The following is a 21240-nucleotide window of genomic DNA, read 5'->3' as shown; positions in this document are numbered from 1 at the left end:
TGCTCCCCGAGTGCGCGTTGCCCCCAACCCGTACTGCCAGTCAGTCCTACCGCGCTCAGAGTGACCGTACGTTCAAGACGCGGAAACCGACAGCACCCGGAAGGGTTCAGCCTGTTGACGCATTCGCTCGGAGATTGAGGACTCCGGGCGGCCCCCGAGGCAGCGGGCTTCGTCGCGTCCCGAACCGCGGCCCGCTGCTGTCCACACGAGAGGAGCGACCACGTGACCGCCTCCGAACTGCCCCGTAGGGCCCCCGGCGCGAGCGGCCGGACATACACGCCGCCGGAGCCCCAGGTGGGTGCGCCGAGCCGTGCTCTGCGCCTGCGGGCGGCCGACGGCTGGGAGAAGTTCATGTGCCGTGCCGCGAGCCGACCGGAGGCGGGAACGTGAACCCGGTCGATCCGGACGGGTACGAGCAGCACCCACTCCTGAACAAGAACGTCCGGGACTTTACCTCGCGCGGTGAGGGCCTCCTCGTCGCCGTGACGCATGAGCTCCACAGCCACGGCACCGTGCGGATCGCGCACATCCGTCCCCGGGGTGGGATCGAGTGGACGACGGCCGCGGACAACATCCAGCTCCTGTGACCCGGTTACGCCCCTGGTCCGGCTGGCGCCAGCACCTGGCTGTCCTCGCGTTCGTCGTCGTAGCCACGTTCGCCGTAGTCGCGCTGGCCATCGCCGGCACGCCCAGTTTCTGAAACGCCCCCAGCCACAGTCTTCTGCCACATTCAGCGAAGGAGAAGCACGGATGGTCAAGCTGCTGAACTCCCACGTGCCCCATGGTGAGAAGCGACCGTCCCTCGCCGCCCTGGCCGGGGAACTGGCGGACGCAAGCCGCTTCCGTACTCCCGTGCCGCCGCTGGCCAGCCGGTTCCCGGGCCTGGCTCTCGAAGATGCGTACCGCATTCAGCGGCTCAACGTGGCGCGTCGCGTTTCGGCGGGTGGTCGCGTCGTCGGTCACAAGATAGGGCTGACCTCGCTTGCCATGCAGCAGCAGATGGGCATCCACCAGCCCGACTCCGGATTCGTCCTCGACGACATGATCTCGCCCAGCGGCAGCCGCTTGAGCATCGCGGACTTCATGGCGCCCCGGATCGAGACGGAGATCGCCTTTCGTATCGGCCGCGACCTGAACGCCCCCACGGACCTTCGTACCGTCCGCGCCTCCGTGGCGGAGGTTTTCCTCGCGTTCGAAGTCCTCGACACCTGCTTTACCGACTGGAACATCACGCTGGTCGACAGCATCGCCGACAACGCCGCGTGCGCCCGGGTCATCACCGGAACCCCGGTCCCCGTCAGCGACATCCAGGATGTCTCCGCAGAGCGGATCACGGTCACCGTCAACGGCCAGACCGTGGCGACCGGGGAAGGACGCGACATCCTCGGCGACCCGTTCAAGGCGCTGATGTGGCTGACGTACCGCCTCCCCGTCCTCAAGACCACGCTGCGCGCGGGCGACATCGTCCTGGCCGGTTCCGTGCACGCCAGCATCCCGCTCACCGCCGACATGGACATCCGGGCCACGTCGCCCCGGCTCCCCACCATCCGTACGCACGCCGTCTGAGTCCTGACCGCTTCGTTTGAAGAATGGAGTACACGTGCTGAACACGGCCGTCCTCGGTACCGGTCTCCTCGCCCTCGACCTGGTCGAGCGCATCCAAAACTCCCCGCACCTGCACTGCGGTCTCGTCGTCGGCCGCGTCCCCGACAGCACCGGCCTGAGCAAGGCCGCCGCCATGGGCTGCGCCACCGCGGCGGGCAGCATCACCGCCCTGGCCAACTCGGAGGAGACGTTCGACATCGTCTTCGACGTCACCAACGCCTTCGCCCACCCCGAGCACGCGGCCCGCCTCGCCGGCACCGGAGCTACGGTAATCAACCTGACCCCCGCCAACACCGGGACGCTGATCGTTCCCGCCGTCAACGGCGACCAGGCCGCCGCGCACCAGCACATCAGCCTCGCCTCGTGTGGCGGCCAGACCTCGCTCCCCGTCCTCCACGCCATCACCCAGCACTACCCGGCCCTCCACGTGGAGATGGTGGCCACGGCCGCCACCAAGAGCGTCGGCCGGGCCAGCCGCCTCAACCTCGACGAATACATCGAGACGACCCAGTCCGCGATCCGGCAGTTCACCGACGCGGACACCGTCAAGACCATGCTGAACATCAGCCCCGCTTCGCCGCCGCCGCGCTTCCGCAGCTCGATGACGCTCCTGGCCCCGGGCGCGGAGGCGGAGCCGGTGCGCACGATCGTGGACTCCGCGGCCAGGACCATGCGGTCCTTTGTCCCCGGCTTCCACGTGGCCTCGTGCACCGTCGCCGACGACACGATCCGCGTGGCCGTGGAGGTCACCGCCACCCGCACCAACATGCCGGTGCACGCGGGGAACCTCGAAGTGATCAGCGCCGCCGCCATCCACGCCGCCGAACAGCACGCTCTCACCCGGACCTCGGCAGTGAAGGAGTACGTACGATGACCTCCAGCAACCAGGGTCGCCTGATCGTCCACGACCCGACCCTGCGCGACGGCCAGCACGCCGTACGCCACCAGCTCGACCGCCACCAGATCAGCGCCTACGCCACCGCCGCCAACGCGGCCCGCGTCCCCGTCGTCGAGGTCGGTCACGGCAACGGTCTGGGCGCGTCCTCGTTCCAGGTCGGGCACAGCAAGATCAGCGACGACGAGATGCTGTCCACCGCCCGCGAGGCACTCACGCACAGCAAGATGGCCGTCCTCATGGCGCCCGCCTGGGGAACCTCCGCCGACCTCCGCAACGCCGTTGTACGCCACGGCGCGGACGTGGCCCGTATCGCGGTGCACTGCACCGAGGCCACCGCCGCCGAACGCCATCTCGGAGTCATCCGGGAACTCGGCGCCGAAGCACAGGCCGTGCTCATGATGAGCCACATGGCCGACCCTGGACAGCTCGCCGAGCAGTGCGCGCTTCTGGTCGGCTACGGGGCTCAGGCCGTCGGCATCATGGACAGCGCCGGTTTCTACCTGCCCGAGGACGTCACCGCCCGCATCGGCTCCATCGCCTCGGCGGTGGAGGTGCCCGTGATCTTCCACGGGCACAACAACCTCGGTATGGCCGTGGCCAACTCCGTCGCCGCCGCCGAGGCCGGTGCCCGCGTCATCGACGCGTGCGCCCGGGGGTTCGGCGCGGGCGCGGGCAACACCCAACTGGAAGCCCTCGTGCCCGTGTTGGAGCGCTATGGCCACGCCACCGGGATCGACGTCCGGCGCCTGGCCGACGCCGCCGACCTCGCCGGACAGACGCTCATGCCCGCGCCGCCGTCAATCGACTCGACCAGCCTCGCGTCCGGACTCGCCGGCGTCTTCTCCGGGTTCAAGAAGCCCGTCATGGAGGCAGCCTCGCGCGAAGGCGTCCACCCCTGGGACCTGTTCCAGGAACTCGGCCGCCGTCAGGTGATCGCCGGGCAGGAGGACGTGATCCCGGAGGCCGCCCGCAGCCTCGCGACGCGGGGAACGGGCCGGTGACCGCCATGACGGCCCCGGCCGGGGTCTGGTTCATCACGCCGGGCCACGCGTCCGAGCGCTTCCCGACCGCGTACGAGTGCGGCGCGGACGTCGCGCTCGTGGATCTGGAGGACGCCGTGCCCTCCGTGGCCAAGCCGTCCGCCCGTGCCGCCGCCCGCGGCTTCTTCGCCGCCCCCGCCGCGACCGAGTGCACGCTCGGTGTCAGGATCAGCTCGCCCGCCACCCTCGACGGCGTTCGCGACCTCGCCGCCATCGCGGTCTTCCCTGTGAAGCCGCAGATCGTCTTGATCCCCAAGGTGGAATCGCCGCGCGACTTCGAGATCGTCGCCGGTGTCCTGGACACCCCCGACTACACGCCCCTGCTGTACGCGCTGATCGAGACTCCGCGCGCTGTGGAGGCGCTGCCGTCGATTGTGCGGGCCGATCGGATCGCCGGGGTCCTGTTCGGTACGGCCGACTACGCGACGTCTACTGGCAGCGCCATGGGGTGGGAGGCGATGCTGCACGCCCGGTCCGCGCTCGTCACCAGCGCCGCCGCTGCGGGCATCCCGGCCATTGACTCCCCGTTCTTCGACCTGGACGACCTTGATGGGCTGCGTCGTGAAGCCGAGCAGGTCAAGGCGCTCGGCTTCGCCGGGAAGAGCTGCGTGCACCCTCGGCAGCTCTTCGCGGTGACGGAGGTGTTCCGTCCGGCGGACGAGGAGATCGCCGCCGCCCGCGCCATCGTCGAGGCCGCCGAAACTGCCGGCGGACGTATCGTCCGTGTGGGCCACCAGATGATCGGACCCCCTATGGTCGCCGCCGCCCGCTCCCTCCTCACCCGTGCCGACACACCGCACGAAGTGCGCGCATGAGCACCGTCGGCCCGCAGGGGTACCGGCGGATCGCCGAAGGCCGCTACCGAGAGGTCGTCGGTCTCGGGTTCGACGAGCTGACCGTGGGCCTGGTCATCGAGCACCGGCCCGGACGCACCCTCACCGAGGTCGACAACGTCCTGATGACGACGCTCGGCGGGAACGACGCTCCCCTCCACACGGACGCCCACTACAGCAGTCTCACCGAGTGGGGCCGCCCCCTGGTGTGCAGCAGCATCACCCTCCACATCGTCGGCGGAATGACCGTGCGCAGCACCAGCGGCCTCACCCTGGCGAACCTCGGCTTCGAGGAGATCTGCTTCACCCACCCGGTCTTCGTCGGCGACACCCTCTACGCGGAGACCGAAGTCACCGGCCGTCGGGTATCCGGGAGCCGGCCCGGGACGGGGATCGTCACCTGCCGCACGACCGGCCGCAACCAGAACGACGAAGTCGTCATGACGTTCAGCAGGAGCTTCCTCGTCCCCCTCGACAGCGCCACGGTCAGAGACCGCACGAACTACTAGAAGCGGACGTCCCATGCCCGATCGGACCCTGTTCACCGAGGTCGTCGACGACGACCACTGGCAGCAGTACGACAGTCTCGCGGCCCGGAGCTACGGCCACCCCGTGGACGACATCGCCCTCCTGCGCCCCCATGCGGACATCCGCCTCGCGGTCAGGGACGGTCACGTCGTGGCTGGCGGTCTCGGCCTCCTCCTGCAGCAGTTCTTCGGCGGGGCCCCGGTACCGTCCGCACTCCTCGGCGCCGGCTGCGTCGCCCCGGAGGAACGCGGAGCCCACCTTTCCGTCCGCATGATCTCCGAACGCCTGCGCCCGCTACGCGACCAGGGAGCCGTGATCTCCACGCTCTGGACCGCATCCAGCGGCTACGCCCGCCGCCTCGGCTGGGAGGCCCCCGCTCAGGTGTACTCGTGGGCCGTCCCCACCGACGAACTGAAACGACGCTTCACTGAGACCGGATTCGAGATCACCCACGGCACGAACGCGAAGGTCCGCCTGCTCCAGAACGACCTGGCGGCCTGGTGGAACGGAACATGGCAACGACCGGAGTGGTGGGCGGACTGGCAGCAGGGCAAGCACCCCGGCCTCACCACCTACCGGTTCAACCGGCCGGGGCAGGAGCCCAGCGGCGTCCTCTGCGTGGCCAACGAGCCTCACCCCATCGAAGAGCGTCAGGTCGTCGTGCACGACTTCTGGGCGGCGAACCAGGACACGGCCGCCGCCATGCTCGCCTTCCTCGGCCGGCACAACAGCCGCATCCCCACCGTCGCCTTCCAGCGAACCGGTCTGCCGCCCGGACCGCTGCTGCTGCACCGCCTGGACCGTCCCGGCTCCCTGACCGCGCGGTCCTGGCACCCGTGGATGCTCCGCATCCTGGATCTACGCCGAGCAGTGCAGCTGCGCGGCTGGCCCGAAGAGGTCGACCTCACCATCCCGATCGAAATCGTCACCGAGAGCGGCGAGGCCACCGAGCGCTACACGCTCCGGATCACCGGCGGGAAGGCCGATCTGGAACCCACCACGCGCGCGGGACAGATCACCCTGACCAGAGGACAGTTCGCCGTCTGGTACGCCGGCGGTTACCGCAGCACGGCCGCCGCCACCCTGGCCGGAGTAGCCGCCCCTCCTCGCACCGTCGCCCGGTTCCTGGCTGTCACCACCGACCGTGAACCGTGGCTCGCTGACCACTTCTGACCCGTATGCCGCGAGGCGCCGCAGTACCCTTCACGCTTACGGGCTGATTCCACCGCTTGCACGCAATTCGGAGAAACCACCACATGAAGCGGAACACCCCCATGCCGCCCGACCTGCGCCGATGGATCACCGAGAGCCTGCCGGACGGGAACCCCGACAAGGCCGAGGACGTCTCCTGGGACCGCGGCGACTCGCGAGTCTGGAGGGTGCCCACGGCTGGGACCGAGGTCTTCGTGAAGCTCAGCCCGAGCCCGAAGGACTACGAGCGGGAGGTAGCAGGCTACGCGTACGCGGCGCGTGTCCTCGCCCCGCAGGAAGCGCCCCGCCTCCTCTCCGCAGATCCCGGCTTGCAAGCGATCATGACCTCGCTCCAGCCGGGCCGCGTCGTACGCGGGCTGCCCCTCGGCAGGAAGGAGGAGCTGCGGGTGCACGAACGGGCGGGAAACCTGCTCAGGCGCTGGCACAACGCCTCCACCCCCGCCTCGAAGCAGGACCGCGACACGATCCGCGCGACCATGGCCGGCCAGGCGAGCGAAGCCGCCGCCTGCCTGGAGACCACCGCCGGACACCTCGACGACAGGCAGCGCGCTCTGGTCCAGTGCGTTGCCCACGAGCTGCCGCAGCTCGCCGAGAAGCTGCCCGTCGTGTACCGGCACGGCGACTACGCCACCCGCAACTGGCTGTGGGACCTCCACCACGGCTACGGCGTGATCGACTTCGAGATGTCCGCCCACGGCGTCGCCGTCGAAGAGTTCGTGTGGCTGTGCGGAGCGGTATGGGCGCCCCGCCCGGACCTCAAGGCCGCATACTTCACCGGATACGGCCGCGCCCTGTCGGACAGCGAGGAGAGGGCGCTGCTCCTCCTCACCGCGAGGCTCGGTGTCTCCTACCTCGCCACCGGCCTCTCCAAGCAGAACCCGGTGCTCGTCGAGCGGGGTCACCTCGTCCTCAGCCGCCTGACGCACGCATAGGGGCGGCCTGATGACGACCGTCCTCATTGTCGTAGCACACCCCGACGATGCCGAGATAGCCATGGGGATGCGCATCCACGAGTACGCGAGGCAGGGAGCACGGGTCTGGGTGCACTGCCTCACCACCGGGGCACCCGGACCGGACGGCGCCCCGGAGCGCACGCACGAGTGCCTGGCCGCCGGCGCGATCCTGGGCGTGGAGAACTACAGCTTCTCGAACATCCCCGACACCCGGTTCGTCGAGAATCGCGGCGAGATCAACAGCGACCTCGTCAAGCTCCTCGACGAGACCCGCCCGGACGTCGTCTACACGCACTTTCCCGACGACCAGCACCTCGATCACCGCGTCACCGCGCAGGAGGTCACGACCGTCGCCCTGCGCGCGGCCAACAACCTGATCTACTTCCGCTCCCCCTACAGCATCGGGTTCGAGCCCACCAAGATCTTCGTGGGCACCCAGGAACTCCTGGACCTCAAAGCAAGGGCTCTGAGGTGCTTCGCCTCGCAGCAGCAACTCGACATGGATGTCTTCCGCAAGCTCGCCGAGGTCGTGTACCGACAGCACGTACACCACCGTGTGGTCGAGCACTTCCCTACGGGGACGAACTCCGCCGAGCTCTTCCGCACAGCGAGGGACATCGAGTTCGCAGGCCGGGCAGATCCGTTCCAACGACGCCCCTCAACGGAAAGACCCGCATGACCTCGACCTGGCTCCCGCCTGAGCAGTACGTCAAGCGGTTCGCGGGGGGTTGAGGGCGTCAGGACGCTGAACGGCGCCGGACCCGCCCAGTCAGGCCGCTCCTCGTCCTCAGTCGTCTCACGGCCCCGCAGCCGGTCCAGGGCACTCTCCTTCTCCAGCTCGTACACGGTCTTGCCCCTGCGTGTCACCCACGCCTCTTGGGGGAGGCCTCGTCCACCCAGTACACAGGGCTGCCTGTCGCGGGGTCCCGGACCGGCACAGGAATGATCATCCAGGCGGGCGGCTCCGGGCCGTACGGGGCCGTCGGTGATTCCGGCGGCGGCTCGGCCAGGATCGCCTACGCGTACTCCGGCCGCGCCGACTTCCCGAGCACCGTCACGTGCCCAAGCGCTCGGCGTGCCACTTTAAGGGCAACCCTACGATCTGCTGTTCGTGGTTCCCGTCTTGGATACCGGTCGGGGGCCAGGCTCCAGATCACCGTCCAGGAGGGCCTGGATAATTCTGTGGGTTCGCGCCTCCATCTCGGGCCCGTAGCCGGCAAGATTGCGCTCTAAGGGCTTGCCGAGGATTAACCTGTGGGTTTTGGGGCTTAAAACCTGCAGGTCAACGCACTGCTTAACTGCAGGTTGTTCTCCGGCGGACGCTAAGGGCTTGCAGGTCATTAACACGGTGTCTTGATCTTGATGCTGGTGTCGCCGGTCAGCGCGAGGACCCTGGCATGGAGGACTGCGAGGGACGCGGGTGGGGTCTTCGCGGGCGGGATGGTGATGCCCTGGGCCTCGAGCAGTCTTCTGTTCTTGAGGAGGGTGCGGTGCATGGCCGTGCGGCTGCTGGTGAACAGTACGGCGAGTGGTTCCGCGGCCAGGGCGACCCGCAGGTGGAGCACGGTCGCCAGGACTTGTTCGGGGAAGGTGAGTCGGGGTGGGCGGCCGCGCTGAATGTCCCCGTCGGTAGCCAACATTGCCGTGAGGTTGTCCAGTTGCTGGCGGGGCATCCCGGTCAGTGAAGGATCGGAAAGCAGAGCCTGGTCCCACTGCGTGTCAGCGGCCTGTGGGGATTGTGTCGCCGACATTGCAGGCCGTATCTGGGGGTGCAGGGCATAGTTCCAGTCTCCGTGGAAGGCATGCCGGGTCAGCGGCAGAGCGGCCATCTCTGCGTCGCTGATCTTCACCCCGATGGGATAGCTGTTGGTGTCGAGCGCGGCCTTCACGCGCAGTCCGGTGCGGGTGGTGGTCGCTGCGATGCTGTTCACGATGACTTCGTGGCTGGTCAGCGGGCGGCCACGCCAGTTCATGGTGATGTGCGAGAACAACCGGTGCTCGATCTTGTTCCACTTCGACGTGCCGGGCGGCAGATGACACACAGTGATGGTCAGCCCTGTTTCGGCGGCGAGCCGTGCGAGTTCGAGCTTCCAGGCCCGGGTGCGGTAGCCGTTGGATCCGCCCGCGTCGGCGGTGACCAGCAGCCGGGTTGCCCGCGGGTAGGCGTCCTGGCCCTGGCCGTGCCACCAGCGGCGGATCGACTCCACGGCAAACGCAGCGGTGTCGTGATCGGTGCCGACGTTGACCCAGCCGGTGTTCTCCTCGATGTCGTAGACCCCATAGGGGACGGCCTTGCCCAGTTGCGGGTCGGCGAAGTCGTGGACGCCCACCAGTACCGGATCACCCGCCGGCCGCCACTCACGGCCGCCGTTCTTGAACTCTCCGACGAGCTCCTTCTTCTTGGTATCCACGCTGATCACCGGCTGGTCGGCGTCCCGGTATTCGCGGGCCTGCTCGTTGAGATAGCGGAACTGGGCGTCGCGATCGCTGTGCTGGCCGCCCTCCAGGGTCTTGGCGTTGGCCTGCAAGCTGAAGCCTTCCTCCCGCAGCAGGTCGGCGACGGTGTCGGCACTGACCTTGTGACCGGCCCGGGACAGCTCCCGGGCAAGGGCGCGTGTCGACTTCACCGTCCACCGCAGCGGCGACATCGGATCCCCGCGCTCGTCCGGCTCGACCAGCGCCAGCAAGGCCGGACGCAGCCCCGGGTCAAGATCCGCGACCCGTTTGCGACCTCCGCCCGGCCTTCGTGCCCGACCCGGCGGTGCCTCGCCCGCCTCCAACTCGAACACGCCCCTGCGGACCGTTGTCTCACTGACCGCCGCGGCCTGCGCGACGGCCCGGACACCGCCATGCCCCAGGACCCTGGCCTCTGCGGCCATCAGCAGCCGGCGCTGCCGTTCATCCAGGTGCGGGAACAACACCTCGAACTTCACAGCGAGTTGATCACGAGTCTCGTCCGGGATGCGCATACCACACCAACGATCCCCGGAACGAGAAGCAACACCTTGATTGCCTGCAAGCCCTAACTTGATCTTTAACCTTGAGGGTCGAACGGTTCCTCGTACTTGATCACTCGGTCTGGTAACTGCCTTACGTGGGGGCGGCCTTCGGCTGAGCATGTGATCCGACCAAGGAACACACAACGCTCAGCACGAAGGCCGTGGGATGAGTCTGTCGCATCACGCTGTCCGACAGGATCCGTTTGCGGGTCTGTCACGCTTCCGGGGCGAGTTCTACGCGTGTCTGACCAGACGTGCGGACGCACTGTTCGAACTCGCGGACGCGGTGTTGTGTGCGGACGGTCCGGTCCGGTCGTTGGTGGAACTGTCGCTGGTGGGCGAGCACCGGCGCGGGCACGGCGGGCTCTACGACGCCCTGGCCGCAGGCCGGGTCGATGCCGCCCGGCTGCGACGGGCCCTGGCCACGGTGCGGCTGCCACGGGCAGCGGACGGCCGGCTGGTCCTGGCCGCCGACCTCACCTGCTGGCTGCGGCCCAGCGCCCATACCTCACCGCAGCGGATCCTGTGCCACACCTACGGACGGGGCAAGGACCAGCACATTCCCGTTCCCGGCTGGCCGTACTCGGTGATCTGCGCACTGGAATCAGGGCGAAGCTCCTGGACCGCACCGCTGGACGCGCTGCGTCTGGCACCGGGCGACGATGCCGCCACCGTCACGGCCCGGCAGATGCGCGAGCTCATCGAGCGGTTGACCGAGGCCGGGCAGTGGAAGGACGGTGATCCGGAGATTTTGATCGTGGTGGATGCCGGCTACGACGTGCCCCGCCTGGCCTTCCTGCTGAGGGATCTCCCGGTGCAGGTACTGGGACGGATGCGCTCGGACCGCGTCCTACGCCGGGCGGCACCGCCCCGCGAGACGGGTGTCCGGGGCCGCCCACCTCGTCATGGAGGCGAATTCGTCTTCGGTGACCCGGCCACCTGGGGCACACCCGACGCGCAGACGGTGACCGAGACCCGTCTCTACGGCACCGCCACCGCCCGTTCCTGGGACCGGCTCCATCCGAGGCTGACCCACCGCTCGGCCTGGACCGCCGAGCTGGGTGCTCTGCCGGTCATCGAGGGCACCGTGATCCGCCTGCAGGTCGAGCACCTGCCCAGCGGCGCCACACCGAAGCCGGTCTGGCTGTGGTGCTCGGGCACCGACGCCACCACAGCCGACATCGACCGTCTGTGGCAGGCGTTCCTGCGACGCTTCGACATCGAGCACACCTTCCGCCTGTTCAAACAGACCCTGGGCTGGACCTGCCCAAAGATCCGCAGCCCCGAGGCCGCCGACCGCTGGACCTGGCTGATCATCGTCGTCTTCACCCAGCTCCGGCTCGCCCGCCCACTGGCGGCCGACCTCCGCCGGCCCTGGGAGAAACCGACCCCGCCCGACAGACTCACCCCCACACGAGTCCGCCGCGACTTTCGAAACCTCCGCCCGAAGGCCGCCTGCCCAGCCGAAGTACCCAAATCTCCCCGCCCCGGCCCCGGGCGGCCACTCGGAAGCAAGAACACCCGACCCACCCCACGCCACGACGTGCACACAGTCGGCAAACCAGGCCCCGCGAAACAACGAACGAAGAAGTCAACAACCCCTCGCCCCCGCCGCACAGGTTAAAGATCAAGCTAAGCGTCCGCCGGAGAACAACCTGCAGTTAAGCAGTGCGTTGACCTGCAGGTTTAAGCTCCAAAACCCACAGGTTAATCCTCGGCAAGCCCTAAGAGCTTGCAGGAGAACAACATGTGGGCCAGCGGCACGCTGACCTGCGGGCCCGGTCGCAAAACCCACAGGTTAATTTCCGGCAAGCCCTAAAGGCTGTCCCGTAACTCTTGCAGCCGCTTACCTGCGTCCAGTTCGACCCGATTGCCCAGGTCGTGGCCGAGGCCGTGAGTCGCACCAGAACCGGACAAGCCGACCCCTCCGCCGTAGCCCGCCAGCCTGTGCGTCGAGTTGCGGGACAGCCTTCAGCGACTCCTTTTGACGCATCGTCAGGAGAGTCAGCATTGAGTCAGCATCCGTCCTGGCACACACGGGAGCACGCTGGCACAGACGGGAACACCCGGCCCGGCAGTGAGTGCGCTCCGGAGCCGTCTCGGTCGACTTCCACGCCCTGATCTCCGAAGCTCAGCCCGAGATAGCGGAGAAAGAAGCGGCGCCCCCTGCAGATGGAGAATGCGCAGCTCAGCGTACGCGTCCACGGGGTTTCAGGGCCACGTCCGGCAGCACCGGCGCCGGGATCGGCGGGCCGTCGTAGCCGTGTACGGTGCCGAACCGATCACCGTTCATCCAGTCCTCGCGAGCCTGCGTGATATCGTCCTGGGTCCTGCCCACGAAGTTCCACCACATCACGATCTCCTCCTCGAACGGCTCGCCGCCGAGGAGCAGCAGGCCCGCGTCCGACACCGCGCGCAGGGGGAGGCCGGTTCGCCCGCAGCCCAGGTACAGCATCGAGCCGGGCAGTACGGGCACACCGTCCACCTCGGCCTCGCCGGACATCGACAGCACGGCGTACTCGAAGTCCGGGTCGACGGGCAGCAGGGTCTCGGCGCCGGCGGTCAGGGAGAGGTCCGCGCCGACGATCGGGGTGTAGGTGGTGCCGGGTGAGGCGGCGCCGTCGAGTTCGCCGAGGATCACGGTGGCGGTGAACCCGGGTGCGGTGACGGTCGGCAGTTCGGTGTGGTGCTGGAAGTGGGGGTCGACGTCCCGGTGGGCGCCGGGCAGGGCGACCCAGAGCTGAGCGCCGTGCAGCAGACGGGGGTGTGCCCGGGGGCTCTCCTCCGAATGGCTGATGGCCCGCCCCGACGTCATCAGTCCCAGCTCGCGGGGACGGATCGTCCGGAGGCTGCCGAGGCTGTCGCGGTGCAGAACCTCCCCGTCGTGCAGCCAGCTGACCGTCTGGAGGCCCATGTGCGGATGCGGGGGAACCTGCATTCCTGGCTCGTCGACGATGTCGTCGGGGCCGTAGTGGTCGACGAACGACCAGGCACCGACCATGCGCCGGCCCAGGTTGGGCAGCAGCCTGCGTACCTCGGTGGACTCGCCGAGCCGGACGTGGCGCGGGGTGAGAAGTTCACGTACCGGTTCGGCCACGACGAACCCTCGGCCCCCGCAGACGGAGAGCGCGGCCTGGCGATCGAGATTGCTCATGGTGGCAACCTAAGCGCTGTCCCGTGGCCCTGGGAGCATCAGCGCACGGCGGGCGTCGTGGTACGAGGGCTGTACGACCGCGGTACTAAGAAGTATGAAGCGGTACGGAGGTGCGCGGGCGTCGCCCCCGCCCTGCGGCCGAGGTGCGTGCGGGTCTTCTCCGGGCGGGAAATGACGGCGAGCGAGTGCCGGTGAGGGCCGGTGGGTGCCAGTGAGGGCCGGCGGGTGCCGGTGAGGACGCGGCAGGGCCCGCCGAACGTCTCGGCGGGCCCTGCTGCCGTGTACCGCGTCGACCAGTCGTCAGCTCGCGGTCGTGACGGGCCGGGACGCCCCGTCACCGGTCGCGGACCGCGCGGTCCTCGGTTCCAGCAGTCGCTCGGCGAGGTGACCGAAGATCAGGCCGAAGGCGGCCCACAGGGTGATCTGGATGGCGACGGAGGCCAGCCGGAACTGCCAGAGCAGGGAGGCCGGGAAGTCGTCCCCGACCTCGTTGATCGAGGGCAGGAAGGCGTACGCCAGCCCGACCAGGAGGATGAAGGCGGCGGAGGCCGTGATGGTGGCGTTCCAGTTGCCCAGGCGCGGGGCCAGCCGTCTGCCGAGGATGACGGTGCCGACGGCCAGAAGCACGCTCAGCGCGATCATCAGGAAGAACAGCGTGGTGCGTTTGCCGATGGTGTCGGGGTTGCCGACCGCGGGCGGGTTGGCCGGGTACTTCAGGAACGGCACGATGTACACGGTCAGCAGAGCGGCGAGGGCGATCAGTCCGGCCGTCGCCCGGGGACCGAACCTGCCCATCCTGCCGAGGGCGTAACAGAAGACGAGTGCGGCGATGCCGCCGATCGCCACGCCGAAGACCAGCACGCCGGTCGCGAGACCGGCGGTGGACTGCACGGTACGGCTGACGAGTTCTTCACCGCCGTGTTCGTGGCTGTGGGACTCTTCCAGGGCGATGGCCGCGTCCACGTGGGACTCGCCGAGGCCGTAGGCGACGATGAGCGCGAGCACACCCGCGATCAGACCGGCCAGCATGCCGCGGACGAGCAGAGCTCTGACGGATATGGAGTTCATGAGAGGTTCCCCTGTTTCGTCAGTGGCAGGGGAAGCCGAGGAGGTGACGGCCGTCGTGGACCCACTCGTGGACGCCTGAACCGGAGAAGACCGACGTGGCCCCCTGCTCGGCGCCGACGAAGTAGAGCAGGACCAGCATGACGACGCCGAGGAAGACCGCCCAAGGGGCGATTTCCTTCAGCGAGATGGGAGTGATGGCGGGTGCGCCGGTGGCGGGGGCGGCGGACTGTGCCATGGCAGAACCTCCTGTGGGAACACGCGTCCCGATCGTGGTGCCTGAGACGAAGGTGCTGGGTCTGACTTCCCCGCACGGGTACGGGGTTCACAGTGGCGCGACCGTGCCGGATTCTCACCGTTCTTCCATCCCACCCTCGTCATGTTCGACGCGACCCTACCGCCTGCGGGCAAGGGCCGCCATGGTGCGACCCCGTGGTACGAACCCCCGCTCACCATGGTGTCCTTGGCGTACGGGCCCGGTCGAGGGAGTGGAGTACGGGTATGACGGTACGGGTGATGTTGATCTCACCGGCGTTGAACGGGGCGCTGCGCGAGGCCCGGTTCGACGACGACGTGCCGCTCGACGGCGCCGGGGAACGGCGGGCCCGGGCCGCGGCTCCGCTGCTGCCCACCGCCGATCACCGGGTGAGCGGGCCTTCGCAGCGGTGCGCCGCGACGGCCGCCGCGCTGGGGCTGCGGGCCGTTCCCGAGCCGGCGCTCGCCGGCTGGGACCTGGGCCGCTGGCGTGGGCGGCCACTGGCCGAGGTGAGCGCGGGCGAGCCGGCGGCGGTCTCGGCCTGGCTGGCCGATCCCGCCGCGTCGCCCCACGACGGGGAGTCGCTGCTCGATCTGTGCGCACGCGTGGGTGACTGGCTGGACGCCCGGCAGGAAGGCGGTGGCGAAGCCCCTTCCGTGCAGCGGGTGTTGGCGGTCGGAGAGCCGTCGGTGGTGCGCGCGGCCGTCGTGCACGCCCTGGCTCTGCCGCCCCAGGCGTTCTGGCGTCTCGACGTCGCACCGCTGACCCTGACGGAACTGAGCGGGCGGTCCGGCCGGTGGAATCTGCGGTGCGGTCGGCCGCTGGTGCCTGAGGGGGCGACGGGCCCGGAGAGCTGACGCGCGGCGGTGCCGGGCGCCGGAGCGGGAACGGCGCGGGCCGATCGCGCGTCCGGTACGTGCTCCACGCGGTCGCGTTCGTCGCGTGGAGCACGCGCCGGCCATCCGGCGCGGATACCCGTACCGGCTGCCCCGTACCGACCGCCCGTGCGACGGCCCCGGACCGACCGCCCGTGCCACGGCTCCGTGCCGGTCCGCCGTCAGCGGTGGGTGAACTCGGGCGGTCGTTTGTCCACGAAGGCCGTCATGCCCTCCTTCTGGTCGGCGGTGGCGAACACCGCGTGGAACAGCCTGCGTTCGAAACGCACTCCTTCGGCGAGCGTGGTCTCGAAGGCGCGGGCCACCGCCTCCTTCGCCATCATCGCGACCGGGGCCGACATCCCGGCCACGGTCGCGGCCACCGCCAGCGCCTCGTCGACGAGTTCGTCGGCGGGGACGACCCGGGACACCAGCCCCGCGCGCTCCGCCTCGGTGGCGTCCATGGTGCGACCGGTCAGGACGAGTTCCATCGCCTTCGCCTTGCCGACCGCCCTCGTCAGCCGCTGGGAGCCGCCGATGCCCGGGATGACTCCGAGCTTGATCTCCGGCTGCCCGAACACCGCGGTGTCTGCGGCGAGCAGGATGTCGCAGAGCATCGCCAGTTCGCACCCGCCGCCGAGGGCGTAGCCGGACACGGCGGCTACGGTCGGGGTGCGCAGGGCGCCGAGCCGGTCCCAGGCACCGAACCAGTCGCTGAGGTACATGTCCATATAACTCCGCGGACGCATCTCCTTGATGTCCGCGCCCGCCGCGAACGCCTTCTTCGAACCGGTGATGACGATGCAGCCGACGTCCGGGTCCCGGTCCAGGGCCTCCGTCGCGGCGACGGTCTCCCGCATCACCTGGAGGTTGAGGGCGTTGAGGGCCTTCGGTCGGTTGAGGGTGATCAGCGCGGTGCGGTTCCGGCGTTCGACGAGAAGGGTCTCGTACGGTCCCGGGGCGGCTTCGTACGCTCCCGTGGAGGGATCGTGGGGACCGGTGGGGGTCTCGCTCATGGGGTGGTCGTCCCGTTCTGTTCGGAGCGTGCTCGGATCGTGTTGACGATCCCGGAGAAGTCCGCGGAATCCCCGCCGTTGTTGACGTATTCCCCGTACAGTTCCGCCGCCTTCAGGCCGAGTTCGGCGCTCACTCCGCCGGTGCGGACCGCGTTGGCGGCCAGACCGAGGTCCTTGGCCATCAGTGGGGCGGCGAAGCCGGGGCGGTAGTCGCGGTTCGCGGGACTGGCCGGAACCGGGCCGGGGACCGGGCAGTTGACGGTGAGCGCCCAGCACTGGCCGGACGCGGTGGAGGCGACGTCGAAGAGCGCCTGGTGGGAGAGGCCGAGGCTTTCCCCCAGTACGAATGCCTCGCTCACCGCGATCATCGAGATGCCGAGGATCATGTTGTTGCAGATCTTCGTGGCCTGTCCGGCGCCCGCCGTACCGCAGTGCACGGCCTTCTTGCCCATCACCGACAGCAGCGGCGCGGCCTGGGCGAACTCCGCTTCGCCGCCGCCCGCCATGAAGGTCAGGGTGGCGGCCTCGGCCCCGACCACCCCGCCGGAGACGGGGGCGTCGAGCGAGCGGTGTCCGGCCGCGGCCACCGCTCGGTGCGCGGCTCGGGCATCGGCGACGTCGATGGTGGAGCAGTCGACGAAGAGGGTGCCGGGCGGCGCGGCGGCGAGCAGTCCCTCGTCCCGGTAGAGGGCGAGGACATGGCGGCCCGCGGGCAGCATGGTGATCACCACGTCGGCCCCCTCGGCGGCCAGGGCTGCGGACGGGACGGGTTCGACCCCGGCGTCCGCCGCAGCGGCAAGGGACTCGGCCACCAGGTCGTAGCCGCGTACCCGGTGACCTGCGGCGACGAGGTTCGCGGCCATCGGGCCGCCCATGTGGCCGAGGCCGACGAACCCGATCACGGGGTCCGGAGCTGTGTCCGTGCTCACCAGGGAACCTCCTGCTGTGATTCGGCGGGGAGGGAGAGTTCCCGGTCGCCGAGCGGGGTGAAGAAGCGGGCCACGTCGTCGTCGCCGACCTCGACGAGGGTGGCGGGTGACCAGCGCGGTTCGCGGTCCTTGTCGATCACCTGGGCGCGGATGCCCTCGACCAGGTCCGGGGTGGTGAGCGCCGCGCACGAGACGCGGTACTCCTGCTCCAGGACCCGTTCCAGCGGCCCGAGTCCGGGGGCGCCGCGGAGGGCGGCCAGGGTCACCTTGAGTGCGGTGGGCGATTTGGTGAGGAGGGCGGACGCGGCGTCCTTCGCCGCCGGCACGCCGCTGCCGAGCAGGCGGTCGATGATCTCCTCGACGGTGTCGGCGGCGTAGCAGTGGTCGATCCACTCGCGGTGTCCCGCGAGTTCGCCCTTCGGCGGCTCATGGACGTAGCGGGGCAGGACGGCCGGTACGGCTTCGCGTGCGAGGTCCGCGACGAGCGCGGGCAGCAGGTGGGAGGGGACGAAGTGGTCGGCGAGCCCGCACAGGAGGGCGTCGCCCGCTCCGATCCTGGCTCCGGTGAGCGCCAGATGGGTGCCGAGTTCGCCGGGTGCCAGGGCCAGCAGGTAGGTGCCGCCGACGTCGGGCACGAAGCCGATGCCGGTCTCGGGCATGGCGACGGTGGAGCGTTCGGTGACGACCCGGACGCTGCCGTGGGCCGAGATCCCGACCCCGCCGCCCATCACGATGCCGTCCATCACCGCGACGTACGGTTTCGGGTAGCGGGCGATCCGGGCGTTGAGGCCGTATTCGTCGCGCCAGAAGTCGGCCGACGCCGACCCGCCCGTACGGGCGTCCTCGTGGATGGACCGGATGTCGCCACCCGCGCACAGCCCGCGTTCGCCCACTCCGGTGAGGACGACGGTACGGACGGCGGGGTCCCGCTCCCAGGCGGTCAGCGCCCGGTCGATCCGGCGCACCATGGAGTGGTCGAGGGCGTTGAGGGCGCGCGGCCGGTTGAGGGTGAGGCGGCCGGCATGGCCCTCGGTGTGCAGGAGTACGGAGTCTTCGCCGCTCATCGGAGGGCTCCGGTCAGTTCCCTGGCCACAATGACGCGCATGATCTCGTTGGTCCCTTCCAGGATCTGGTGCACCCGGAGATCGCGGACGATCTTCTCGATGCCGTACTCGCTCAGGTAGCCGTAGCCGCCGTGCAGTTGCAGGGCCCGGTCGGCGACGGTGTAGCCGGTGTCGGTGGCGAACCGCTTGGCCATGGCGCAGAGTTGAGGTGCCTGGGGCAGTCCTCGGTCCAGTGCCTCGGCGGCCTGGCCGACCAGGGCCCGGGCGGCGGCCAGTTCGGTGGCCATGTCGGCGAGCCTGAACTGGAGCGCCTGCGCGTCGAGGAGGCGGGCGCCGAACGCCTCGCGGTCCGCGAGGTGGGAGAGGCTGCGGTCGAGTGCGCTCTGCGCGCCGCCCAGCGAGCAGGCGGCGATGCCGAGCCGACCGCCGTTGAGGCCGTTCATGGCGATGCGGAATCCGTCGCCCTCGCCGCCGAGGAGGTGGTCGGCCGGGACGCGCACCCCGTCGAGGACCACCTGCCTGGTGGGCTGCGCGTTCCAGCCCATCTTCTTCTCGTCGGGGCCGAACGAGAGCCCGGGGGCGCCGCGTTCGACGAGGAAGGCGGAGATTCCGGACGCCCCGTCGGCGCCGGTCCTGGCCATGACGACGTACACCTGGGAGGCGCCCGCGCCGGAGATGAACTGCTTGACGCCGGTCAGGACGTAGTCGTCGCCGTCGCGTTCCGCGCGGGTGCGCAGGGCGGCGGCGTCCGAGCCCGCGCCGGGTTCGGTGAGGCAGTAGCTGCCGAGGGACCGCATCGCGCAGAGGTCGGGCAGCAGCCGCTCGCGCTGCCGGTCGTTCCCGTAGCGGTCGATCATCCAGGCGACCATGTTGTGGATGGAGAGGTATCCGGCGATGGACGGGCAGCCGGTGGCCAGGGTCTCGAAGACGTGGACGCCGTCGAGGCGGGTGAGTCCCGAGCCGCCCCACTTCTCGGAGACGTACACCCCGCCGAGTCCGAGGTCGGCGGCCTTGAGGAAGACGTCGAGCGGGAAGTGTTTGTCCTGGTCCCAGGCCACGGCGTGCGGGGCGAGGTGTTCCTGGGCGAAGTCGAGGGTGGTCTCGACGATGGCGAGCTGGTCGTCGGTCAGGAGGGTCGGCATCGCGCTCATCCCATGGTCGGGAGGGTGAAGCTCGCGCCCTCCTTGACCCCGGAGGGCCAGCGCGAGGTGACGGTCTTGGTGCGGGTGTAGAAGCGGATGGAGTCGGGTCCGTGCTGGTTGAGGTCGCCGAAGCCGGAGCGCTTCCAGCCGCCGAAGGTGTGGTAGGCGACGGGTACCGGGATCGGGACGTTGACGCCGACCATTCCGGTGTCGACGCGGCGGGTGAAGTCGCGGGCGGTGTCGCCGTCGCGGGTGAAGAGGGCGACGCCGTTCCCGTACGGGTGCTCGCTGGGCAGCCGCAGCGCCTCCTCGTAGTCCGCCGCCCTCACCACGGAGAGGACGGGGCCGAAGATCTCCTCCTGGTAGATCCGCATGTCCGGGGTGACCCGGTCGAAGAGCGAGGCCCCCGCGAAGAAGCCGTTCTCATGCCCCGGGAGTACGAAGTCCCTGCCGTCCACGAGGAGTTCGGCGCCCTCCTCGACCCCGATGCCGACATGGCCGCGGACCCGGTCGAGTGCGTCGCGGCTGACCAGCGGGCCGAAGTCCGCCTCCGGGTCGTCGGAGCGGCCGATCCGCAGGGTGGCGATGCGGTCGCGCAGCCGGGTGACGAGCGCGTCGGCGGTCTCCTCGCCGACCGGTACGGCGACGGAGATCGCCATGCACCGCTCCCCCGCCGATCCGTAACCCGCGCCGACCAGGGCGTCGACAGCCTGGTCGAGGTCGGCGTCCGGCATCACGATCATGTGGTTCTTGGCCCCGCCGAAGCACTGGGCGCGCTTGCCCCGGGCGGCGGCGGTGGCGTAGATGTGCGCGGCGACCGGGGTGGAGCCGACGAACCCGAGTGCCTGGACGCGGGGGTCGTCGAGGAGGGTGTCCACGGCCTCCTTTCCGCCGTTGACGACGTTCAGCACGCCGGGCGGCAGACCGGCCTCCAGGAAGAGCTCGGCGAGCCGCAGCGGCACGGACGGGTCGCGTTCGGACGGCTTGAGGATGAAGGAGTTGCCGCAGGCGATGGCGGGCGCGGCCTTCCACAGGGGGATCATCGCCGGGAAGTTGAACGGGGTGATGCCCGCCGTGACACCGATCGGGCGGCGCAGCGAGTGCACGTCGATGCCCGTACCGGCGTTGTCGGTGAACTCCCCCTTCAGCAGGTGCGGGATGCCGGCGGCGAACTCCACGACGTCGAGGCCGCGGGCGATGTCGCCGTGGGCGTCGGCGACCGTCTTGCCGTGTTCCGCGGAGAGGAGCCGGGCGAGCGAGTCGCGTTCGGCGTCGACGAGTTGGAGGAAGCGCAGCAGGACGCGGGCGCGGCGCTGCGGGTTCCACTCGCCCCATTCCTTCTGGGCCTCGGCGGCGTCGGTGATCGCCGCCTCCGTCTCGGCGCGGTCGGCCAGCGGGACGCGGGCCTGTACCCGGCCGGTGTTGGGGTCGTACACGTCGCCGTGGGCGCCGGACGTTCCGGCGACGTGCTTGCCGCCGATGAAGTGGGTGAGTTCTCGGACCATGGGAGCCTGCTCTCGTCAGGGTGTGATCCGGGGATGGCACGGCGGACCCGCGGCGCGCGCTGTGGGGCGCGCCGTCGGCCGCTTCGTGGACGCAGGGGCGAAGTGGCCGTCAGGGCGTGGGAATTGCGGCTCTGCGGGCGTGCTCGCCTGGGCCGGGAACATGGAC

At 69.7% G+C, this 21240-nt stretch carries 21 protein-coding genes; 12 read left to right on the top strand and 9 right to left on the bottom strand.

All coding sequences use genetic code 11. From position 1 onward, the window contains the following. The first annotated feature begins 222 nt into the window (after positions 1-222). The 10 genes from PZB75_RS28780 to PZB75_RS28735 all read left to right on the top strand — a co-directional run bounded on the left by PZB75_RS28780 (position 223) and on the right by PZB75_RS28735 (position 7748). Complete coding sequence (locus tag PZB75_RS28780) at positions 223-390, top strand: hypothetical protein (RefSeq protein WP_275538216.1); 168 nt, start codon at positions 223-225, stop codon at positions 388-390. Continuing rightward, positions 387-587, top strand: coding sequence for a hypothetical protein (locus PZB75_RS28775; RefSeq protein ID WP_275538215.1), 201 nt, complete (start codon positions 387-389; stop codon positions 585-587). Before PZB75_RS28780 ends, PZB75_RS28775 begins: the two co-directional genes overlap by 4 nt. A 163-nt stretch (positions 588-750) precedes the next feature. After that, positions 751-1566, top strand: coding sequence for a fumarylacetoacetate hydrolase family protein (locus tag PZB75_RS28770; RefSeq protein ID WP_275538214.1), 816 nt, complete (start codon positions 751-753; stop codon positions 1564-1566). 34 nt (positions 1567-1600) lie between these two features. After that, positions 1601-2479, top strand: coding sequence for an acetylating acetaldehyde dehydrogenase (locus PZB75_RS28765; RefSeq protein ID WP_275538213.1), 879 nt, complete (start codon positions 1601-1603; stop codon positions 2477-2479). Then, positions 2476-3504, top strand: coding sequence for a 4-hydroxy-2-oxovalerate aldolase (dmpG, locus tag PZB75_RS28760; RefSeq protein ID WP_275538212.1), 1029 nt, complete (start codon positions 2476-2478; stop codon positions 3502-3504). The genes PZB75_RS28765 and dmpG overlap by 4 nt, the downstream gene beginning before the upstream one ends. Positions 3505-3509: 5 nt before the next feature. After that, positions 3510-4358, top strand: a complete 849-nt coding sequence (locus PZB75_RS28755; protein ID WP_275538906.1) for a CoA ester lyase — start codon at positions 3510-3512, stop codon at positions 4356-4358. Further along, complete coding sequence (locus PZB75_RS28750; RefSeq protein WP_275538211.1) at positions 4355-4885, top strand: MaoC family dehydratase; 531 nt, start codon at positions 4355-4357, stop codon at positions 4883-4885. Before PZB75_RS28755 ends, PZB75_RS28750 begins: the two co-directional genes overlap by 4 nt. A 13-nt stretch (positions 4886-4898) precedes the next feature. Beyond that, the gene (locus tag PZB75_RS28745) at positions 4899-6077 is read left to right on the top strand and encodes a GNAT family N-acetyltransferase (protein WP_275538210.1); all 1179 of its coding nucleotides are present in this window, start codon (positions 4899-4901) and stop codon (positions 6075-6077) included. 83 nt (positions 6078-6160) lie between these two features. Then, entirely contained in the window at positions 6161-7048 is an 888-nt protein-coding gene (locus PZB75_RS28740; RefSeq protein ID WP_275538209.1) for an aminoglycoside phosphotransferase family protein, read from the top strand. A gap of 10 nt (positions 7049-7058) precedes the next feature. Beyond that, positions 7059-7748, top strand: a complete 690-nt coding sequence (locus tag PZB75_RS28735; RefSeq protein WP_275538208.1) for a PIG-L family deacetylase — start codon at positions 7059-7061, stop codon at positions 7746-7748. 661 nt (positions 7749-8409) lie between these two features. Here PZB75_RS28735 and PZB75_RS28730 read toward each other — a convergent pair. Further along, positions 8410-10038 carry an ISAzo13 family transposase gene (locus PZB75_RS28730; protein WP_275538207.1) on the bottom strand — a complete coding sequence of 543 codons (1629 nt, stop codon included), beginning with the start codon at positions 10036-10038 and terminating at the stop codon, positions 8410-8412. A gap of 196 nt (positions 10039-10234) precedes the next feature. Here PZB75_RS28730 and PZB75_RS28725 point away from each other — a divergent pair, with 196 nt between their 5' ends. Continuing rightward, positions 10235-11692, top strand: a complete 1458-nt coding sequence (locus PZB75_RS28725) for an NF041680 family putative transposase (RefSeq protein WP_275538206.1) — start codon at positions 10235-10237, stop codon at positions 11690-11692. Between the two features lie 564 nt (positions 11693-12256). Here PZB75_RS28725 and PZB75_RS28720 read toward each other — a convergent pair. The 3 genes from PZB75_RS28720 to PZB75_RS28710 all read right to left on the bottom strand — a co-directional run bounded on the left by PZB75_RS28720 (position 12257) and on the right by PZB75_RS28710 (position 14525). Next, the gene (locus PZB75_RS28720; RefSeq protein WP_275538205.1) at positions 12257-13222 is read right to left on the bottom strand and encodes a pirin family protein; all 966 of its coding nucleotides are present in this window, start codon (positions 13220-13222) and stop codon (positions 12257-12259) included. 300 nt (positions 13223-13522) lie between these two features. Continuing rightward, positions 13523-14290, bottom strand: coding sequence for a CbtA family protein (locus tag PZB75_RS28715; protein ID WP_275538204.1), 768 nt, complete (start codon positions 14288-14290; stop codon positions 13523-13525). A 19-nt stretch (positions 14291-14309) separates the two neighbouring features. After that, on the bottom strand, positions 14310-14525 hold the full coding sequence (locus PZB75_RS28710) for a CbtB-domain containing protein (RefSeq protein ID WP_275538203.1): 216 nt from the start codon (positions 14523-14525) through the stop codon (positions 14310-14312). A gap of 263 nt (positions 14526-14788) precedes the next feature. Between PZB75_RS28710 and PZB75_RS28705 the strand changes: the two genes are divergently transcribed. Continuing rightward, a complete protein-coding gene (locus PZB75_RS28705) occupies positions 14789-15400 on the top strand; it encodes a histidine phosphatase family protein (protein WP_275538202.1) in 612 nt (203 codons plus the stop codon). Positions 15401-15600: 200 nt separating this feature from the next. Here PZB75_RS28705 and PZB75_RS28700 read toward each other — a convergent pair whose 3' ends face one another. Genes PZB75_RS28700 through PZB75_RS28680 form a run of 5 tightly spaced genes read right to left on the bottom strand, consistent with a single transcriptional unit; the run spans position 15601 to position 21074 of the window. Further along, positions 15601-16434, bottom strand: a complete 834-nt coding sequence (locus PZB75_RS28700) for an enoyl-CoA hydratase (RefSeq protein ID WP_275538201.1) — start codon at positions 16432-16434, stop codon at positions 15601-15603. Beyond that, positions 16431-17363 (bottom strand): 3-hydroxyisobutyrate dehydrogenase, encoded by a 933-nt coding sequence (gene mmsB, locus PZB75_RS28695; RefSeq protein ID WP_275538200.1) that lies wholly within the window; start codon positions 17361-17363, stop codon positions 16431-16433. The genes PZB75_RS28700 and mmsB overlap by 4 nt, the downstream gene beginning before the upstream one ends. Next, on the bottom strand, positions 17360-18427 hold the full coding sequence (locus tag PZB75_RS28690) for an enoyl-CoA hydratase/isomerase family protein (protein WP_275538199.1): 1068 nt from the start codon (positions 18425-18427) through the stop codon (positions 17360-17362). The genes mmsB and PZB75_RS28690 overlap by 4 nt, the downstream gene beginning before the upstream one ends. After that, positions 18424-19578 (bottom strand): acyl-CoA dehydrogenase family protein, encoded by a 1155-nt coding sequence (locus PZB75_RS28685; protein ID WP_275538198.1) that lies wholly within the window; start codon positions 19576-19578, stop codon positions 18424-18426. Before PZB75_RS28685 ends, PZB75_RS28690 begins: the two co-directional genes overlap by 4 nt. Beyond that, positions 19575-21074, bottom strand: coding sequence for a CoA-acylating methylmalonate-semialdehyde dehydrogenase (locus PZB75_RS28680; RefSeq protein WP_275538197.1), 1500 nt, complete (start codon positions 21072-21074; stop codon positions 19575-19577). The genes PZB75_RS28685 and PZB75_RS28680 overlap by 4 nt, the downstream gene beginning before the upstream one ends. Positions 21075-21240 lie beyond the last annotated feature (166 nt).

It is taken from the genome of Streptomyces sp. AM 4-1-1, assembly GCF_029167625.1.
GTDB lineage: Bacteria > Actinomycetota > Actinomycetes > Streptomycetales > Streptomycetaceae > Streptomyces.
The sequence above is the reverse complement of the archived record's forward strand: the minus strand, read 5'-3'. Positions and strand labels throughout refer to the sequence as shown.

Excerpts from the sequence above, each read along its gene's own strand:
- PZB75_RS28720 (WP_275538205.1), bottom strand. The coding sequence starts at position 13,222 with ATGAGCAATCTCGATCGCCAGGCCGCGCTCTCCGTCTGCGGGGGCCGA.
- PZB75_RS28750 (WP_275538211.1), top strand. The coding sequence starts at position 4,355 with ATGAGCACCGTCGGCCCGCAGGGGTACCGGCGGATCGCCGAAGGCCGC.
- PZB75_RS28715 (WP_275538204.1), bottom strand. The coding sequence starts at position 14,290 with ATGAACTCCATATCCGTCAGAGCTCTGCTCGTCCGCGGCATGCTGGCC.
- PZB75_RS28730 (WP_275538207.1), bottom strand. The coding sequence starts at position 10,038 with ATGCGCATCCCGGACGAGACTCGTGATCAACTCGCTGTGAAGTTCGAG.
- PZB75_RS28740 (WP_275538209.1), top strand. The coding sequence starts at position 6,161 with ATGAAGCGGAACACCCCCATGCCGCCCGACCTGCGCCGATGGATCACC.
- PZB75_RS28745 (WP_275538210.1), top strand. The coding sequence starts at position 4,899 with ATGCCCGATCGGACCCTGTTCACCGAGGTCGTCGACGACGACCACTGG.
- PZB75_RS28770 (WP_275538214.1), top strand. The coding sequence starts at position 751 with ATGGTCAAGCTGCTGAACTCCCACGTGCCCCATGGTGAGAAGCGACCG.
- PZB75_RS28725 (WP_275538206.1), top strand. The coding sequence starts at position 10,235 with ATGAGTCTGTCGCATCACGCTGTCCGACAGGATCCGTTTGCGGGTCTG.
- PZB75_RS28700 (WP_275538201.1), bottom strand. The coding sequence starts at position 16,434 with ATGAGCGAGACCCCCACCGGTCCCCACGATCCCTCCACGGGAGCGTAC.
- PZB75_RS28710 (WP_275538203.1), bottom strand. The coding sequence starts at position 14,525 with ATGGCACAGTCCGCCGCCCCCGCCACCGGCGCACCCGCCATCACTCCC.
- PZB75_RS28685 (WP_275538198.1), bottom strand. The coding sequence starts at position 19,578 with ATGAGCGCGATGCCGACCCTCCTGACCGACGACCAGCTCGCCATCGTC.
- PZB75_RS28755 (WP_275538906.1), top strand. The coding sequence starts at position 3,510 with ATGACGGCCCCGGCCGGGGTCTGGTTCATCACGCCGGGCCACGCGTCC.
- PZB75_RS28680 (WP_275538197.1), bottom strand. The coding sequence starts at position 21,074 with ATGGTCCGAGAACTCACCCACTTCATCGGCGGCAAGCACGTCGCCGGA.
- dmpG (WP_275538212.1), top strand. The coding sequence starts at position 2,476 with ATGACCTCCAGCAACCAGGGTCGCCTGATCGTCCACGACCCGACCCTG.
- PZB75_RS28735 (WP_275538208.1), top strand. The coding sequence starts at position 7,059 with ATGACGACCGTCCTCATTGTCGTAGCACACCCCGACGATGCCGAGATA.
- PZB75_RS28690 (WP_275538199.1), bottom strand. The coding sequence starts at position 18,427 with ATGAGCGGCGAAGACTCCGTACTCCTGCACACCGAGGGCCATGCCGGC.
- PZB75_RS28705 (WP_275538202.1), top strand. The coding sequence starts at position 14,789 with ATGACGGTACGGGTGATGTTGATCTCACCGGCGTTGAACGGGGCGCTG.